The 14,679-nt window shown below is 64.0% G+C and carries 16 protein-coding genes; 13 read left to right on the top strand and 3 right to left on the bottom strand.

Annotated features, from left to right (window positions below; genetic code table 11):
- The first annotated feature begins 6 nt into the window (after positions 1 to 6).
- The 13 genes from NOV74_RS05755 (at position 7) to NOV74_RS05695 (ending at position 11,593) form a co-directional block, all read left to right on the top strand.
- Positions 7 to 510 (top strand): NuoI/complex I 23 kDa subunit family protein, encoded by a 504-nt coding sequence (locus tag NOV74_RS05755; protein ID WP_257310041.1) that lies wholly within the window; start codon positions 7 to 9, stop codon positions 508 to 510.
- 34 nt (positions 511 to 544) lie between these two features.
- On the top strand, positions 545 to 1,096 hold the full coding sequence (locus NOV74_RS05750; RefSeq protein WP_257310039.1) for an NADH-quinone oxidoreductase subunit J family protein: 552 nt from the start codon (positions 545 to 547) through the stop codon (positions 1,094 to 1,096).
- Entirely contained in the window at positions 1,096 to 1,398 is a 303-nt protein-coding gene (gene nuoK, locus NOV74_RS05745; protein WP_257310036.1) for an NADH-quinone oxidoreductase subunit NuoK, read from the top strand. Before NOV74_RS05750 ends, nuoK begins: the two co-directional genes overlap by 1 nt.
- A gap of 19 nt (positions 1,399 to 1,417) precedes the next feature.
- Entirely contained in the window at positions 1,418 to 3,748 is a 2,331-nt protein-coding gene (gene nuoL, locus NOV74_RS05740) for an NADH-quinone oxidoreductase subunit L (protein ID WP_257310035.1), read from the top strand.
- Positions 3,749 to 3,769: 21 nt separating this feature from the next.
- Positions 3,770 to 5,446 (top strand): complex I subunit 4 family protein, encoded by a 1,677-nt coding sequence (locus NOV74_RS05735; protein WP_257310033.1) that lies wholly within the window; start codon positions 3,770 to 3,772, stop codon positions 5,444 to 5,446.
- Complete coding sequence (locus NOV74_RS05730; RefSeq protein WP_257310032.1) at positions 5,446 to 6,912, top strand: NADH-quinone oxidoreductase subunit N; 1,467 nt, start codon at positions 5,446 to 5,448, stop codon at positions 6,910 to 6,912. The genes NOV74_RS05735 and NOV74_RS05730 overlap by 1 nt, the downstream gene beginning before the upstream one ends.
- 124 nt (positions 6,913 to 7,036) lie before the next feature.
- On the top strand, positions 7,037 to 7,270 hold the full coding sequence (locus NOV74_RS05725) for an AtpZ/AtpI family protein (RefSeq protein WP_257310031.1): 234 nt from the start codon (positions 7,037 to 7,039) through the stop codon (positions 7,268 to 7,270).
- The gene (locus NOV74_RS05720; RefSeq protein ID WP_257310030.1) at positions 7,251 to 7,649 is read left to right on the top strand and encodes a hypothetical protein; all 399 of its coding nucleotides are present in this window, start codon (positions 7,251 to 7,253) and stop codon (positions 7,647 to 7,649) included. The genes NOV74_RS05725 and NOV74_RS05720 overlap by 20 nt, the downstream gene beginning before the upstream one ends.
- A gap of 12 nt (positions 7,650 to 7,661) precedes the next feature.
- A complete protein-coding gene (gene atpB / locus NOV74_RS05715) occupies positions 7,662 to 8,393 on the top strand; it encodes a F0F1 ATP synthase subunit A (RefSeq protein WP_257310029.1) in 732 nt (243 codons plus the stop codon).
- Between the two features lie 110 nt (positions 8,394 to 8,503).
- Positions 8,504 to 8,800, top strand: coding sequence for an ATP synthase F0 subunit C (locus NOV74_RS05710; protein ID WP_257310028.1), 297 nt, complete (start codon positions 8,504 to 8,506; stop codon positions 8,798 to 8,800).
- Positions 8,801 to 8,880: 80 nt separating this feature from the next.
- Positions 8,881 to 10,062: a TIGR04552 family protein gene (locus NOV74_RS05705; protein ID WP_257310027.1), complete on the top strand. Its 1,182-nt coding sequence runs from the start codon at positions 8,881 to 8,883 to the stop codon at positions 10,060 to 10,062.
- Complete coding sequence (locus NOV74_RS05700) at positions 10,056 to 10,394, top strand: anti-sigma factor antagonist (protein ID WP_243286474.1); 339 nt, start codon at positions 10,056 to 10,058, stop codon at positions 10,392 to 10,394. The genes NOV74_RS05705 and NOV74_RS05700 overlap by 7 nt, the downstream gene beginning before the upstream one ends.
- A 32-nt stretch (positions 10,395 to 10,426) precedes the next feature.
- Positions 10,427 to 11,593: a PP2C family protein-serine/threonine phosphatase gene (locus NOV74_RS05695; protein WP_257310026.1), complete on the top strand. Its 1,167-nt coding sequence runs from the start codon at positions 10,427 to 10,429 to the stop codon at positions 11,591 to 11,593.
- Between the two features lie 128 nt (positions 11,594 to 11,721).
- On the opposite strand, the gene rfaD is transcribed toward NOV74_RS05695, so the two are convergent.
- From rfaD to NOV74_RS05680, 3 genes are all read right to left on the bottom strand, one after another.
- Complete coding sequence (gene rfaD, locus NOV74_RS05690) at positions 11,722 to 12,657, bottom strand: ADP-glyceromanno-heptose 6-epimerase (RefSeq protein ID WP_257310025.1); 936 nt, start codon at positions 12,655 to 12,657, stop codon at positions 11,722 to 11,724.
- 32 nt (positions 12,658 to 12,689) lie between these two features.
- Complete coding sequence (locus NOV74_RS05685; RefSeq protein WP_257310024.1) at positions 12,690 to 13,640, bottom strand: DMT family transporter; 951 nt, start codon at positions 13,638 to 13,640, stop codon at positions 12,690 to 12,692.
- A 67-nt stretch (positions 13,641 to 13,707) separates the two neighbouring features.
- Complete coding sequence (locus tag NOV74_RS05680) at positions 13,708 to 14,670, bottom strand: DUF1573 domain-containing protein (RefSeq protein WP_257310023.1); 963 nt, start codon at positions 14,668 to 14,670, stop codon at positions 13,708 to 13,710.
- Positions 14,671 to 14,679: the final 9 nt, after the last annotated feature.

Below are 14,679 nucleotides of genomic sequence, written 5' to 3'. Positions count from 1 at the left end.
CCGTCCATGAACAAGTTCCTGAGGACCCTCCTCCCCGCCGACATCGCCAAGGGCCTGTCCGTCACCGGCAAGCACTTCAGCCAGGTCTTCTTCACGGCCAACCGCCGCAAGGTCCCGTTCCACATCGTCTCCGAGTACCCCGAGGTGCCCGCCAAGGTTCAGCCGCGGTTTCGCGGGCGCCTGACGATGCTGAAGGACGAACAGGGCGTGATCAAGTGCATCTGCTGCCTGGCCTGCGAAAAGATCTGCCCCACTCAGGTGATCACCATCGAGAAGGGCAAGCAGGAGGGGCGCAAGATGCCCTATCCCGTGCGGTACGACTTCGAGATGGAGCGCTGCATCTTCTGCGAGTTCTGCGTGGAGAGCTGCGGCTTCGACGCCATCATCCTCAACCACCAGTTCGAGCTGGCCGCCTACAACCGCGAGGACTTCTCCCTCGGTACGGTGGGGCTGGACCAGAACATGTTCGAGCCCTCGCATGTGGGCAAGTTCAGCGTGGCCGACGACTGATTCCATCCCTTCGCGCACATTCAGAGGACGTCCCATGGAACATTTCATCGAAACGATCGGCCGGAACCTGTTCGCCATTTTCGGCGTCATGGCCCTTGTCGGCGCCTTGCTCACCATCGGCTCCAGGAGCGCGATCCACAGCGTGCTGGGCTTCCTCTTCGCGATGTTGAACATCGCCGGGTGTTTCCTCGCGCTGGAGGCCGAGTTCCTGGGCGTGGCCCAGATCCTGGTCTACGCGGGCGGCATCGTGGTGCTCTTCCTCTTCGTGGTCATGCTCGTGGAAATGAGCAAGAAGCGGGAGGGTGAGGTCTTCCAGCTGCAGTCGCGGTACGCGGTAGTGGCGGTCGCGGTGGGCGTGGTGATGTTCCTGGGGGTCTTCCGCAAGGTGCTCTTCGGCGCAGCCTCGCCTGAGGCCCTGGTCCTTCGACCAGAGCTGGCCAGGGGGCTAGATGTGGCCCATCAGAACGCCCAGGCGGTGAGCCGCGGTCTGTTCGCGGACTACCTCCTGCCCTTCGAGATCCTCAGCGTGATCCTGCTGGTGGCCCTGGTGGGCGCCGTGGCGCTGGCAAAGACGGAGCGGGTGTGATGGTCAGCCTGAACGCAGTCCTCGTCATCTCCTTCCTGCTGTTCTCCATTGGCATCGCGGGGGTTCTCATCCGCCGCAATGCCCTGATCATCCTCATGTGCGTCGAGCTCATGCTCAACGCCGCCAACCTGAACTTCATCGCCTTCGCCCGCCACAGCGGTTCAGTCTCCGGCCAGGCCTTCGCCCTGCTGGTGATGGGCTTCGCCGCCGCCGAGGTCGCCGTGGGCCTCGCGCTGGTGGTGGCCCTCTACCGCAAGCGCGACACCGTCCAAGTGGACGACATCAACCTGCTGAAGGGATGACGACGACATGAGTGCCGACATGACCCTGACGCACGCCGCCACCGTAGCCTCCCAGGCGGGCAGCTACCTTTGGCTGATCCCCTTCCTGCCCTTCTTCGGGTTCCTCATCAACGGTCTCAGCGGCCGCAAGTTGCAGAGCACCAAGGTGGTGGACTTCTTCGCCCTGGGCAGTGTGGGCGTGGCTTTCCTCCTCACCCTTTGGCACTTCGTCCAGCTCGCTGGACTTCCCGCGGATGGTCGGTCCATCCACCAGAGCCTCTGGACCTGGTTCAGCATCGGCGGCGCCCATGTGCTGGGCGGCATGACCACCTACAAGATCGAGTGGGCTTACAAGTTCGATGTGCTCAGCGGCTGCATGGCCTTGCTGGTCTCGGGCGCCGGCTTCCTCATCCACCTGTTCAGCACGGGCTACATGGCGGAGGAGCGGAACGATGGCCGTTACTACCGCTTCATGGCCTATATGAACCTCTTCGTGTTCAGCATGCTGAACCTGGTGCTGGGCGCGAACATCCTGATGATGTTCCTGGGCTGGGAAGGGGTGGGCCTCTGTTCCTACCTGCTCATCGGCTTCTACTTCGAAAAGGAATTCGCCGCCGTCGCGGGCAAGAAGGCCTTCGTCACGAACCGCATCGGCGACTTCGGCTTCATGATCGGCTTCTTCCTGATCTTCCAGGTCTTCGGCACCCTCGACTACGACACGCTGATGGGCTCAGTCCGCGGCATCGCTAACATGCCGGCCATCACGCTCTACGGCCACACCGCGAGCCCCACCTGGTGGTTCAACCTCATCGGCTGCTGCCTCTTCGTGGGCGCCATGGGCAAGTCCGCGCAGATCCCCCTGTATGTGTGGCTGCCGGACGCCATGGCGGGCCCGACGCCTGTCAGCGCGCTGATCCACGCCGCCACCATGGTCACCAGCGGCCTCTACATGATCACCCGGCTGAACTTCATCTACGTGAACGCCCCGGTGGCGCTCGCCGTGGTGCTGGCCTTCGGTTCCCTGACGGCTTTCGTGGCCGCGACCATGGGGCTGGCCCAGTACGACATCAAGAAGGTGCTGGCCTACTCCACCGTGTCCCAGCTGGGCTTCATGTTCATGGGCATGGGTGCCGGGGCCTTCAGCGCCGGCATGTTCCACGTCTTCACCCACGCCTTCTTCAAGGCCAGCCTCTTCCTCGGATCCGGCGCCGTGATCGCGGCCTGCCACCACGAGCAGGATATGCGCAACATGGGCGGCCTCAAGAAGCTGATGCCCATCACGGCCATGAGCATGATCCTGGCGACCTTCGCCATCGCGGGCATCTTCCCCTTCTCGGGCTTTTTCTCGAAGGATGAGATCCTCTGGAAGGTGTTCGAGGGTTGGTATCAGCACGGCCACTACACCGGCCCGGCGCTGAACCTGGTCGCCTGGATCCTGGGCATGCTGGGCGCCTTCTGTACCGCCTTCTACATGACCCGCCTGATCGCCATGACCTTCTATGGCGAGTATCGCGGGGCGGGGAACGACCCCTACAACCTGTCGGTCCAGTCCGAGGCCCATCACGGTCACGATGACCATGGGCACGACGCCCACGCTCACGCTCACGACGCGCATGACCACCTGGAAAACGGCCTCCACGAATTGGATAAGCCGCACAACCACCGTGGAGATGACCCGGAAGACCATGACATCGTGCCGGGGCATCATCCCCACGAGGTCTCCTGGCGCATGTGGTTGCCGGTGGCCATTTTGGCTGGCCTGGCCGTGGTGGGCGGGTTCCTGAACTACCCCGAGAGCCTGCATCGCGTGCTGCCCATCGTGCCCGCCGAGTTGTTCAGCAAGTGGATCGAGCCGCTGCTCTATCAGGTGGCGCCTATCCATCACGGCGAACATGTTCCGCCGGCCATGGAGTACATCCTCATGGGCTGGGCGACTTTCGTCTGGGCTCCCGGTGCGATGGTCTTGGCCTGGTGGATCTACAAGGTGGACCCGAGCTGGAGCCGGGCCAAGGCCTTCGTGGCCCGCTTCCCGAACCTCTACCGCTGGGTGAACGCCAAGTACTATGTGGACGAGTTCTACGAGGCGGCCCTCATCGAGCCCATCAAGCGTTTCTCCGCCCAGCTCTGGAGCTTCGACACCTGGGTGGTGGATGGCATGGTGAACGGTGCGGCCCGTGCCACGGTCATCTGGGCCGACCTGTCGAACTGGATCGATCAGAAGCTGGTGGACGGTGCCGTCAACCTCGTCGCCTACATCATCCAGGAGACCAGTTCGGTCTTCCGGGGCTTGCAGAGCGGCCGGGTGCAGCACTACGCCTTCGTGATGTTCCTCGGCTTCCTCGTCTTCGCTTTCTGGAAATTCCTCGCCTAGCCCTCATTGGTTGGAGTCCCCATGTTCACCGCAAATACGACACTGATGCTGGTGGCGACCTTCCTGCCCCTACTGGGGGCGCTGGTCCTGCTTCTTGTGCCCAAAGGCCAGCGCCGGGTCTTCGAGATTGGTTCCCTCCTGGTGATGATCGTCAGCTTCCTGATGAGCGCGGTCTTCTGGTTCGGCTATGACCGCGCCAGCGATGCTGTGCAGTGGGCCCGAGCCTGGGAGTGGATTCCCTCCATGGGCGTGAAGTTCAGCGTCGGCATGGACGGCATCAGCCTTCTGCTCTGGCTACTGACCACCTTCATCGGCCCCATCGCGATCGCCTGCTCCTTCAAGTCCATCGAGGAGCGGCACAAGGAGTACTACATCTGGATGCTGGTCCTCCAGACGGCCATGCTCGGCGTGTTCATCACCCAGGACATGTTCCTCTTCTACCTTTTCTGGGAAGTGATGCTGGTGCCGATGTACTTCCTCATCGCCATCTGGGGTGGCCCACAGAAGCTCTACGCCGCCATCAAGCTCTTCCTCTACACCCTGGCCGGCGGCGTGCTCATGCTGGTGGCGATCCTCGCCATCTACTTCCTGCAGCACAAGACAACGGGCGGCTACAACTTCTCCCTGGAGAGCTTCCAGGCCATGGCGCCGGTGATCGCGCAGCAGAGCAAGACTTACCAGATCCTGCTGGCCCTGGCCTTCTTCATCGGCTTCGCCATCAAGGTCCCGATGTTCCCGTTCCATACCTGGCTGCCGGACGCTCACGTGCAGGCACCCACGGCCGGTTCCGTCATCCTGGCCGCCATTCTCCTGAAGATGGGCACCTACGGTTTCGTGCGGTTCCTGTTGCCCATCCTGCCCGGCGCCACCAAGGACCTGATGCCCTGGTTCATCGGTCTGTCCCTCATCGGCATCATCTACGGCGCCCTGGTGGCCATGATCCAGAAGGACATGAAGAAGCTGGTGGCCTATTCCTCCGTGAGCCACTTGGGCCTGTGCATGCTGGGCCTTTTCGCCCTGAATCCTTATGGCATCAAGGGCGGCATGTTCCAGATGATCAACCACGGCATCAGCACCAGCGGGCTCTTCCTCGCGGTCGGCATCGTCTATGAACGCCGCCATACCCGCATGATCGCGGACTTCGGGGGCCTCTCGAAGAGCATGCCGATCTACGCCACGGTCTTCATGCTCATGACCATGAGCAGCCTGGGCCTGCCCCTGCTGAACGGGTTCATCGGCGAGGGCATCATCCTCATGGGCTCCTTCCAGGCCTTCCCATGGGCCGCCGTGGTGGCCACGTTGGGCATCATCCTCGGCGCCGCCTACCTGCTGTGGATGTACCAGCGCGTGATGTTCGGGCCCATCACCGCGGTCAACGAGAAGATGGAGGACCTCAACCTCCGCGAGATCCTCTACTTCGCGCCTCTCGTGATCGCCGCCTTCTGGATCGGCATGTATCCCAAGCCGATCATGGACGTGATGGATGCGCCCGTGCGCAAGCTCGTCGAACAGATCACCCCCGGTTACCACGCCGCCCAGTCCCTGGCTGCCCAGCAGGCCATCGCCGCCAAGCTCGGCATGCGCGGCATGGAGGCCCCAGCTCAGCAGGAAGTGACCTCTGAAGGTCATGAGGCTGCCCCTGCCACTGGCCACGAGGTCCCCGTCCACGAAGCTCCTGCCCACGGCGGAGGCCACTGATGACCGGCTTCTCACAGGGCCTTTTGGATGCGCTCCTCCGGGATTCGCATCTGATCGCGCCCCAACTCTTCTTGATGGTCGTGGCCACCCTCATGCTTTGGCCCGGCGACCTCTTCTTCAACCGGAACGAGAAGCACAAGTGGGCGTCCATCACCTTGGTGATTCTCGCCATTACGGCGGCCCTGATCGGCCGCACGACGGATGGCGAAGGCTTCTCCCGCATGTTCCGCATGGATGGCCTCACCCGGGGCTTCCAGATGCTCTGCGTGCTCGGGGCCGCGGCCACCGTGGCCCTCAGCGTGAAGCTGCTCAACAGCATCAAGCAGCAGACGGTGGAGTACTACGCCCTGATCCTGTTCTCCCTGGCGGGCATGCTCTTCCTCTGCGGGGCCTCGGACCTGATCTCGGTCTACTTCAGCCTCGAGCTGATGGCCATCAGCATCTACATCCTGGTGGCCTACCTGCGGGATCGGGCCACCAGCGTGGAAGCCGGCGTGAAGTACTTCCTGTTGGGCGCCTTCTCCAGCGGCATCCTCGTCTATGGCATCAGCCTGCTCTACGGCGCCGCCGGCGGCACCACCACGAACCTGGCGGACTTGAACCAGGCACTGGCCCTCACCCCCACCACCAGCAACCTGCTGGTGTTCTCCGGGGTGCTGATGGTGTTGATGGGCATGGCCTTCAAGGTGGCGGCCGTGCCGTTCCACATGTGGGCGCCGGACGCCTACGAGGGCGCCCCCACACCCATCACCATGTTCATGTCCACAGCACCCAAGGCCGCCGGCCTGGCGGCCTTCCTTCGCGTCTTCGGCGCGGGTTTCCATGGCGTGACTAGCGACTGGATCCTGCCCCTCTGCTACATCGCCGGCGCCAGCATGATCCTCGGCAACGTGACGGCCGTGCGTCAGGAAAGCATGAAGCGCCTGCTGGCCTACTCCAGCATCGCCCACGTGGGCTACATGTTGCTGGGCGTGCTTTCGGGTGACGCCAGGGCAGGGGCCCAGGCCGTCTGGCTCTACATGCTCATCTACATCGTGATGAACACGGGCGCCTTCGCCGTGGTGATCTACCTCCAGGGCAAAGGCGAGGGTGAGCGCATCGAAGATTTCAAGGGCCTGGGCCGCAAGCACCCCGTGCTGGCCTTTGCCATGATGATCTTCATGCTCAGCCTGGCCGGGATCCCGCCTCTGGCGGGCTTCTTCGGCAAGTTCTACCTCTTCAAGCTGGCCATCGAACAGGGCTTCGTCACCCTCACGACGATCGCGCTGCTTACCAGCGCTGTGGGTGCCTACTACTACCTGGGCGTGGTCGCCCAGATGTATTTCCGCGAGCCGGACGGCGAACCCTCGGCCCCGATGGGTGCCACCTCCGTGTTCATCGTGACCTTGGCCTGCGCCCTGGTCCTGGTGGCCACGGCCTTCGGCCCCTGGCTGGTGGATTGGGCCTCCAAGATTACGTGGGTTTGAGCCCTCAGCCATACACTGGAAGGCGCGGGGTGACCCGCGCCTTTTCTTTGGGGGACGATTCGTGTTTTTGAGGCGCGGCAGCAAGGATGCGGACCCTGGGGAGCGGGCGCTCTGGGGAGACCTTATGTCCATGGGCCTCACCTTTCCCCTCTGCATCACCCTGGGTTTCTTCCTGGGCCGGTGGATTGGCGGGCGGTTCGGGCATCCTGCCGCGGGTCAGTGGGTCGGCCTGGCCTGGGGGATCGTCACGGCCTTCTGGGAGCTCTACAAGGTGAACCGGCGGATGGCAAAGCGGGATGCGGAGGAGCTGAAGCGCCTCAAGGATGGGAAGGACTCCGATGACCGGAACCAGGGATGAGGGCGAGGACCACCTCCGTCGCGTGACCGGAGCCATGGTGGTCCTCATGATCCTGGGCATCCCCCTCTGGGGCTTCCTGCGGTCCTGGACCGCCGCTTTCGCCTTCGGCGTGGGGGCCTTGGCCAGCCTGGCTTTCTGGACCCTCCACCGGTATTTGACCGCCCGCATGCTGACCCCCTCCGTGCGCCGGAGGTGGCTCTACGCCTTCCTGTCCCTGGGCAAACTGGCGTTGATCGCACTGGTGCTGCGTGGGATGATGGGGCGATACCCGGCGGAAGCCCTGCCGCTGGCCATTGGAGTGCTCCTCTTCGTGGCTGGCATCCTCCTGGAAGCCGTGCGCCTCGTCTTCCAGAAACCTGAAGCTCCGCCGCCCGATTGAGGTTCGACCCAGATGGAACACCACGCATCGTTGCTAGCCCAGTGGCTCACCCAGGTTCTCCACCTGTCCCAGCACCCGTGGCCCGGGTTCGCCCATGGGGCGGCCCTGTCCATCCTCGAGCGCTATGACCACCTGTTGAACGCGGCCCTGGCGGCCCTTGTGGCCATGCTCTTCACGGCCCTGGTGCGAAAGAACCTGTCTCGCATCCCCGGTCCCCTTCAGCAGATGTTCGAGGGCGTCGTTGAGTGGCTCAAGGGCATGATCAATGACAACATCGCCCACCACGGGGAGAAGCACCTGCCCTTCATCGGGACCATGGCGCTCTTCGTCTTCTTCAACAACCTCTTCGGCCTGCTGCCCGGTCTCAGCCCCGGCACCAGCAACTGGAACATCACCCTGGGCGCGGCCCTCGTGGTGTTCGGCTACTACAACTTCCAGGGCATGAAGGAGCAGGGCGTCGGCAAGTACTGGCTGCACTTCGCAGGCCCCATCTGGTGGCTGATGCCCCTGATGTTCCCCCTTGAGATCCTTGGCCTCCTCAGCCGCATCCTCAGCCATTCCCTCCGTCTCTTCGGCAACATCGCCGGTGAGCACGTGGTGGCGGGCATCTTCTTCGGCCTGATGCCCATTCTGCTGCCGGTGCCCATGATGTTCCTGGGCCTCTTCTTCGGGCTCATCCAGACGTTCGTATTCACCATGCTGGCCGTGATCTATCTCAGCGGTGCCGTCAGCCACGAACATTGAACCTACCAATAACGCGAACAGGCCGGGCCCGCTCGCGTTTTCCGCATGTGAAAAGCATTCAACCGCCCGCGGGATTCCGAACCCTTCGGGCACCACTTAGGAGCACCACCATGAAGAAGTTCCTTACCACCGCCTTCCTGTTCACCCTGGCCGCCGTCGCCTTCGCGCAGGGCGCCCCCGCCGCCACCAAGAGCCTCTTTGAAGGCCAGTTCACGGCCCACATCGCCCTCGCCATCGCCGCCGCCGGTTGCGGTCTGGCCCAGGGCAAGGCTGTGGTCGCCGCCTGCGAGGGCGTGGCCCGCAACCCCCAGGCCGCCGGTAACATCCGCACCACCATGATCATCGGTCTGGCGCTCATCGAGGCCCTCGTGATTTACGTGCTCGTCGCCGCCTTCGCCATCAAGTAGGATAAAATCGGTATTCAACGGGGCGTCTCTTTTTAAGACGCCCCGTTTTTTTATGATCCATAGTGAGAGAATCGGTAAAGATGCTCGACGTCATGCGCCATCACGCCCTTTTCCCCATGCCACCAGAAGTCACCCAGGTGATCCTCGGCGGGGGGTCCCCCATCGACCTGGATGGCCTCCGTATCCAGTCCCTCGACGAGGCCTGGACCTTCGCCCTCAACTACGGCTACGACATGAGCGTGCCCACCCAGCGGGCCCGGGTGGCCAGGATCTACGAGGATGCCATCGACTTCCTCGAGGGCGTGGTGCTCGAGGGCACGAACCTGCATGTTCCGAACGAGTTGCGGGCCGTCGGGGATCCCCTAGACCTTCTGGTCTGGGCTTCGGAGCGCCCCCGCACCTCCAGCGGTCGCTGGGCCTGCTCGATCCTGCGGGTGATGCACACCCTCTTCCATGTGGACCACAACGTGAACCTCCGGTTCCTCCCGGAGATCCAGCGTCAGGTCTTCAGCCGCTACGACCAGTTCCTTGTCTGCGAGAACGGGAACTGGCTGCTGCGGGGCGCCTACGAGGTGCCTCTGGTGGCTGTGGAGCGCAAGGAGAACAAGGACCGGGTCTCCATGCTCCTTAAGATGCTCCACAAGCCCGAGAACGTCGCCGAGACCATCTACGACCAGATCGGCATCCGCTTCGTGGCTGAGGACCGCCTGGGCGTGCTCATGGCCATCCGCTTCCTCCTGGACCATCACGTGCTGATGCCCACGCACATCAAGCCCAGCCGAAGCCGCAACCTGATGATCGACCTGGACGCCCTCGCCGCCTGGACGGAGTCATTGCCACCCCTGTTCCAGATCCAGGATCTGACTCCCGAGGCCCGGCAGGCCCTCAGCAGCACCTTGGCCCTCAAGTCCGGCGGCGTCGAACAGAACCCGTTCTCCAGCAAGGATTACTCGGCCATCCAGTTTACGGCACGCACGCTGGTCCGCCTTCCAGGACCGGGCGGATCTGCCCTGGAGGCCGTCCAGGAACGGCTCCGAGCCCTCGGGCACGGGGACTTGGCGGACCTCGCCGGGATTCCAGAGTTGATCCAGGAACAGGAGGAGTTTACTTTCTTCTTCGCACATGAAGTCCAAGTGATGGAACAATCAGGGTTTCAAAGCTCACGATCAGGTCCTGCATCCCATTCGGAATACAAACAACGCCAGCGTGACGCTGCGCGGCGGCGAGTACTTCAGGGAATTCTTCAGGAGGAATCATGCTGAACATCCAGACCCGCCAAGAGGGCACCGCTTCCGTGGTGTCGATCCAGGGCAAGGTCAACTTCGAAGTGACCGCCCAGCTGCGGGATGTGATCCGGGAAACAGTGGCCACGGCGCAGCCGAAACTCCTGGTGATCAACCTGGAGGGCGTGAGCTTCATCGATTCCTCGGGTCTCGGCCTCCTGGTCGCTGCCCGGAACAGCGTGGACAAGTCCGGCGGGAAGCTCCATCTGTCCTGCCTGCCTGCTCCGGTGAAAAAGACCTTCGACCAGACCAACCTCACCAACTACTTCTCCATCTTCGCCACCGAGCAGGACGCCCTCCGCGGCGCGTGACAGTCGGGAACGGCGCTCCCTGAAGGCTCTGCATGGCCAAGGGCGTAGTCCTGGTGGTGGATGATGAAGCGCCCATCCGGGATATCCTCAGCTTCTACCTCAAGCGGGCGGGCTACCAGGTCCTGACTGCTGGCCATGGCGTCGAAGCCCTCGGGGAGATGAGCCGCCTGAAGCCCGACCTCATCATTTCGGATCTGCGCATGCCGGAGATGTCCGGCGACGAACTCTGCAAGCGGGTCAAGAGCGATCCCGCCACGCAGGATATCTACTTCATCATCCTGTCCGCCCTGGACGGCACGGCCTCACGGATTGGCGGCCTCTCCCTGGGTGCCGACGACATGATCCCGAAGCCCTTCCATGCGCAGGAGGTGCTGGCCAAGGTGGACTCCACCTTCCGCCTCATCGGGATGCAGAAGGAGATCAAGCGCCAGAACAAGGAGCTGACCGCCTTCCAGGAGCGCGTACGGGAGGAGATGGAGCTGGCCGCGGCCCTGCAGATGGGTCTGCTGCCCAAACTTCCGGGTGAGGGGCGGGGTGTGAGCTACACGCATCGCTACCTTCCGGCCGCGGGCATCGGGGGGGACATTTACGCGGTGCTGCCACTGGCGGATGGCTGCACGGCCATGATGATCGCGGACGTGAGCGGCCACGGGGTCACCGCGGCGCTCATCTCGGCCATGGTGAAGACCTCCTTCGAGAACCAGGTGCGCCTGGGCGGCGAACCCCTGGCCTGGGCCATGGGCATGAATGAGGATCTCTGCCGCTCCACCCTGGCCGAACAGTTCGCCACGGCCTGGTTGGGCCGTCTGGATCCCGCCACGGACCGCATCCGCTACGTGGCAGCCGGCCACTGCGCCCCACTGCGCATCGTGCGGGGCTCCAGGGGCGGGCTTCAGCGTTCCGAAGTCCTGCGGGGAAAGGGCTTCATGCTGGGCTTGGATGCCCAGCTCCCCTTCCTGGAACATGATGCGGAGTTCCTGCCCGAAGATCGGCTCGTGCTCTATACGGATGGCTTGGTGGAGGTGGAGCGAGAGGATCGCACCATGCTGGAAGAGGCCGGCCTGCGCCGCATCTGCGCGGAGCTTCCCGCCGGGGCCGACGAGGCGGCGGCCTCCGTCATCGCCCAGGCCCGCGCTTTCAACGCCCCCGCGCCGTTCGTGGACGACGTGACCTTGGTGATCCTGGACCGGAAAGCCTGAAGTCCGTCCTGGGCCTGAAAACAGGAACACAGAGGGCGCAGAGAAAACCCTGACCTGTCTCTCTCTGCGTCCTCTGTGCGAACTCAGTGTCCTCTGTGTTCCTGTTTTTTCGAGGATCCGAGACGAACCTAGATTTCCGCCAAGGTCGCGGCGATGCCGACCTCCAGCTCCGTGAAGGGAGCGGTGTAGCCGGCCGCCCGCAGGCTGCGCACGTCGGCCTGGGTGAAGCTCTGGTACTTGCCGCGTAGGGCTTCGGGGAAGGGGATGTATTCGATGCGTCCCTGACCCAGGTGGGTGATGAGGGTCTGGGCGATGTCGTTGAAGCTGCGCGCTTTGCCGGTGCCGGCGTTGACGATGCCTTTCGCCATGCCCGCGCCGCCGAAGTGCAGGTTGATGGCCACGATGTCACCCACGAAGATGAAGTCGCGATGCTGCTCGCCGTTGGCGTAGCCATCCGTGCCCTCGAAGAGGCGACAGACGCCAGTCTCCTTCAACTGGCGCAGCAGCTGGTGAAGCACGGACATCATGCGGCCCTTGTGGTGCTCGCGGGGGCCGAAGACGTTGAAGTAGCGCAGCCCTACCACCGGGCTCTGGATGGCCGGCAGGAGGCTCCGCACATGCTGATCGAAGGCCAGCTTGGAGTAGCCGTAGACGTTCAGCGGACCCTCGTTCTTCGGCACGGGCTCGAAGTCCGTGCTGGCGCCGTAGGTGGCGGCGCTGCTGGCGTAGACCAGGGGCGCCTTCCGGGCCAGGCACCAGTGCAGCAGGGCCTTCGAATCGCCGAAGTTGTTCTCCATCATGTAGCGGCCGTCGGTCTCCATGGTGTCGGAGCAGGCGCCGTTGTGGAACACAGCCTCGGGCTGAAGATCCAAGGTGCCGGCGTCGAGACGCGCCCGGAACTCCCGCTTGTCCATGTAGTCGGAGAGGGTGAGGTCCGCCAGGTTCCGGGCCTTCTCCGCCCGGGCCAGGTTGTCCACCACGAGGATGTCCGTGTGCCCGCGGCGGTTCAGCTGCCGCACTACGTTGCTGCCCACGAATCCCGCGCCGCCCGTGACGATGAACATGCCCGACTCCTCTTCCACATCCAGGATACCGGCTATCCGATGGCCTCTTCCGGTTCCGGGCGCTGGAGCCGCTTCAGCAGCCTTGGTCCCAGCTCTGCCACGAAGGTGGCGGCGAGGATCAGAAGGCCACCGGCCAGCTGGCTGGGCCCCAGGTGTTCGAGGACGCCTGGGACGACACCGCTGACGGCGATGAGGGCGGTGTACACGGGTTCCAGGCTGAACAGGATGGCGCTTTCGGTGGCGCCCAGGCGGGCCTGCATGGTGCTTTGCACATAGAAGGCGAGGGTGGTGGCCAGCAGGCCCATGAAGCCGAGCGAAACCCAGGTGCCAGCCCGGGCCAGGGCGACGCCGGCGCCCTGGAAGCCGTACGGCGCGGGGAGGGCGAGCGTGATGGCCAGCGAGATGGCGCCAGTGACGGCCACCTGCATGAAGGCCAACACCCAACCCGACGAGCGACGGGAAAAGTGCGCCGTCATCACGATGTGGAATCCGCACAGCACAGCGGCCAGCAGGGTCTCGGAATCTCCCCGGTTCCAGCCCCCCCAGGCGGCCCCAGGCTCGCGGACCAGCAAAGCCAGTCCCGTGAGGGCCACCAGGGCGGCCAGGCCGTGCGAAGGCCGCAGGCGATCGCCCGCCAGCAGAGCCACCAGGGGGGTGAAGATCACGTAGAGCCCCGTGATGAATCCGGATTTCGAGGTCGTGGTGAACCGGAGGCCATCGGTCTGGAGCCAGAACAGGGTAGCCAGCACCAGGCCCAACCAGAGGCCGTCCAGGGCGTCCCGCCGCCGGATGGGCACCTTGAGCAGCAGCATCATCAAACCCAGGCCCGCCGTCCCGATGGCGAACCGGAGGGTCAGCAGCGCTCCCACGGAAAGGCCCGCCTGCAGGCAGTATTTGGTGGCAGGGAAGCCGCCACCCCACACCGCCGCGGTGGCGGCCATGGCGACGACAGCGACGAGGTGGGACTTGCGGGACTCCAGCATCCTTCCAGGCTAGCCCCGGCCCCGAGCAGGGCGAAGGATAATTCCGGATGGCATTGACGGTTTGTTGCTATTTCAAGATCGCTGCCAAGCGGATCGTCAATTCGGGCTGATCCGGGTCGTCGGTGTTCAGGGACAGTACTTCGCTGTACCTGCCGGCCTGCAGGGAGGCGGGCAACACCACGGACAGCTCCTGGGTGGCCGCTTTCGGGCCGGAGCCCTCGACCCGGACACCCGCGAGGGAACAGCGGCTTCCGGTGACGCGGAAGGGGTGGCCATCTGCCTGCTTCAGGGTGAGCTTCTGCCGCAGTTCCCGGCCGGCGGTGTCCTGGAACACCAGTTCAGCGGGAGTGGCCTGGACCGCAGGCTTCAGCTCCCACTGGATGTTCAGGGGCAGCTGGTTCATACGAGGGTTCTTGAAGTGCACCGTGGCCTCCTCGACGCCGCGGAACCGGCCGATGGGCACCTTGCGGCCGTCGAAAGCCACTTCCATGACCAGATCCTTGCCCTCCTGCCGGTAGGCGAAGGCGAGGAAAGGGGCGCCAGGGGCCTTCACGTCCACAATCTGGACGGGTTCGCCACTGCCGCTGGCGTAGCGCACGGTGCTGCGGGAAATGGCAGCCTTGGGCACGTTGTGGAAATAAACGGAATCCACGGAGGGCATGATCTCCTGCACCACTTCCGCCTCAAGGGTCAGGCTCACGGCCGGATTCTTGGGGTCATTGCTGACCACCTCGATGGATTTGCGCACGCCGCCCTTGAGGCCCCGCGGATCGAACGTGGCCTCGAGGTCCGTGCCCTCGCCGGGAGCGATCGACCATTTGCCGATCACGGTGGCGGTGCAGCCGCAGCTGGGTCGCACCTGGGTGATGCTCAGGATGGCGTTGCCGGTGTTGGTGACGTGGTACTTCGCAGCCACCTTGCGGTCCGGCGTAATCCGGCCGAAGTCGTGGTGGGTCTTGTCGAAGCTGATGATGGGCGCCTGGGCCGTGAGCGTGATGGCGGCGCAAGCGAGAAGGAGGCGACGGAGCATGCGGGACCT

Origin of the sequence: Geothrix fuzhouensis (genome assembly GCF_024609325.1) — a bacterium.
GTDB lineage: Bacteria > Acidobacteriota > Holophagae > Holophagales > Holophagaceae > Geothrix > Geothrix fuzhouensis.
The sequence above is the reverse complement of the archived record's forward strand: the minus strand, read 5'-3'. Positions and strand labels throughout refer to the sequence as shown.

What these genes read in the sequence shown, in the direction of transcription:
- NOV74_RS05755 (WP_257310041.1), top strand. Translation starts at nt 7, where the DNA reads ATGAACAAGTTCCTGAGGACCCTCCTCCCCGCCGACATCGCCAAGGGC.
- NOV74_RS05750 (WP_257310039.1), top strand. Translation starts at nt 545, where the DNA reads ATGGAACATTTCATCGAAACGATCGGCCGGAACCTGTTCGCCATTTTC.
- nuoK (WP_257310036.1), top strand. Translation starts at nt 1,096, where the DNA reads ATGGTCAGCCTGAACGCAGTCCTCGTCATCTCCTTCCTGCTGTTCTCC.
- nuoL (WP_257310035.1), top strand. Translation starts at nt 1,418, where the DNA reads ATGACCCTGACGCACGCCGCCACCGTAGCCTCCCAGGCGGGCAGCTAC.
- NOV74_RS05735 (WP_257310033.1), top strand. Translation starts at nt 3,770, where the DNA reads ATGTTCACCGCAAATACGACACTGATGCTGGTGGCGACCTTCCTGCCC.
- NOV74_RS05730 (WP_257310032.1), top strand. Translation starts at nt 5,446, where the DNA reads ATGACCGGCTTCTCACAGGGCCTTTTGGATGCGCTCCTCCGGGATTCG.
- NOV74_RS05725 (WP_257310031.1), top strand. Translation starts at nt 7,037, where the DNA reads ATGTCCATGGGCCTCACCTTTCCCCTCTGCATCACCCTGGGTTTCTTC.
- NOV74_RS05720 (WP_257310030.1), top strand. Translation starts at nt 7,251, where the DNA reads ATGACCGGAACCAGGGATGAGGGCGAGGACCACCTCCGTCGCGTGACC.
- atpB (WP_257310029.1), top strand. Translation starts at nt 7,662, where the DNA reads ATGGAACACCACGCATCGTTGCTAGCCCAGTGGCTCACCCAGGTTCTC.
- NOV74_RS05710 (WP_257310028.1), top strand. Translation starts at nt 8,504, where the DNA reads ATGAAGAAGTTCCTTACCACCGCCTTCCTGTTCACCCTGGCCGCCGTC.
- NOV74_RS05705 (WP_257310027.1), top strand. Translation starts at nt 8,881, where the DNA reads ATGCTCGACGTCATGCGCCATCACGCCCTTTTCCCCATGCCACCAGAA.
- NOV74_RS05700 (WP_243286474.1), top strand. Translation starts at nt 10,056, where the DNA reads ATGCTGAACATCCAGACCCGCCAAGAGGGCACCGCTTCCGTGGTGTCG.
- NOV74_RS05695 (WP_257310026.1), top strand. Translation starts at nt 10,427, where the DNA reads ATGGCCAAGGGCGTAGTCCTGGTGGTGGATGATGAAGCGCCCATCCGG.
- rfaD (WP_257310025.1), bottom strand. Translation starts at nt 12,657, where the DNA reads ATGTTCATCGTCACGGGCGGCGCGGGATTCGTGGGCAGCAACGTAGTG.
- NOV74_RS05685 (WP_257310024.1), bottom strand. Translation starts at nt 13,640, where the DNA reads ATGCTGGAGTCCCGCAAGTCCCACCTCGTCGCTGTCGTCGCCATGGCC.
- NOV74_RS05680 (WP_257310023.1), bottom strand. Translation starts at nt 14,670, where the DNA reads ATGCTCCGTCGCCTCCTTCTCGCTTGCGCCGCCATCACGCTCACGGCC.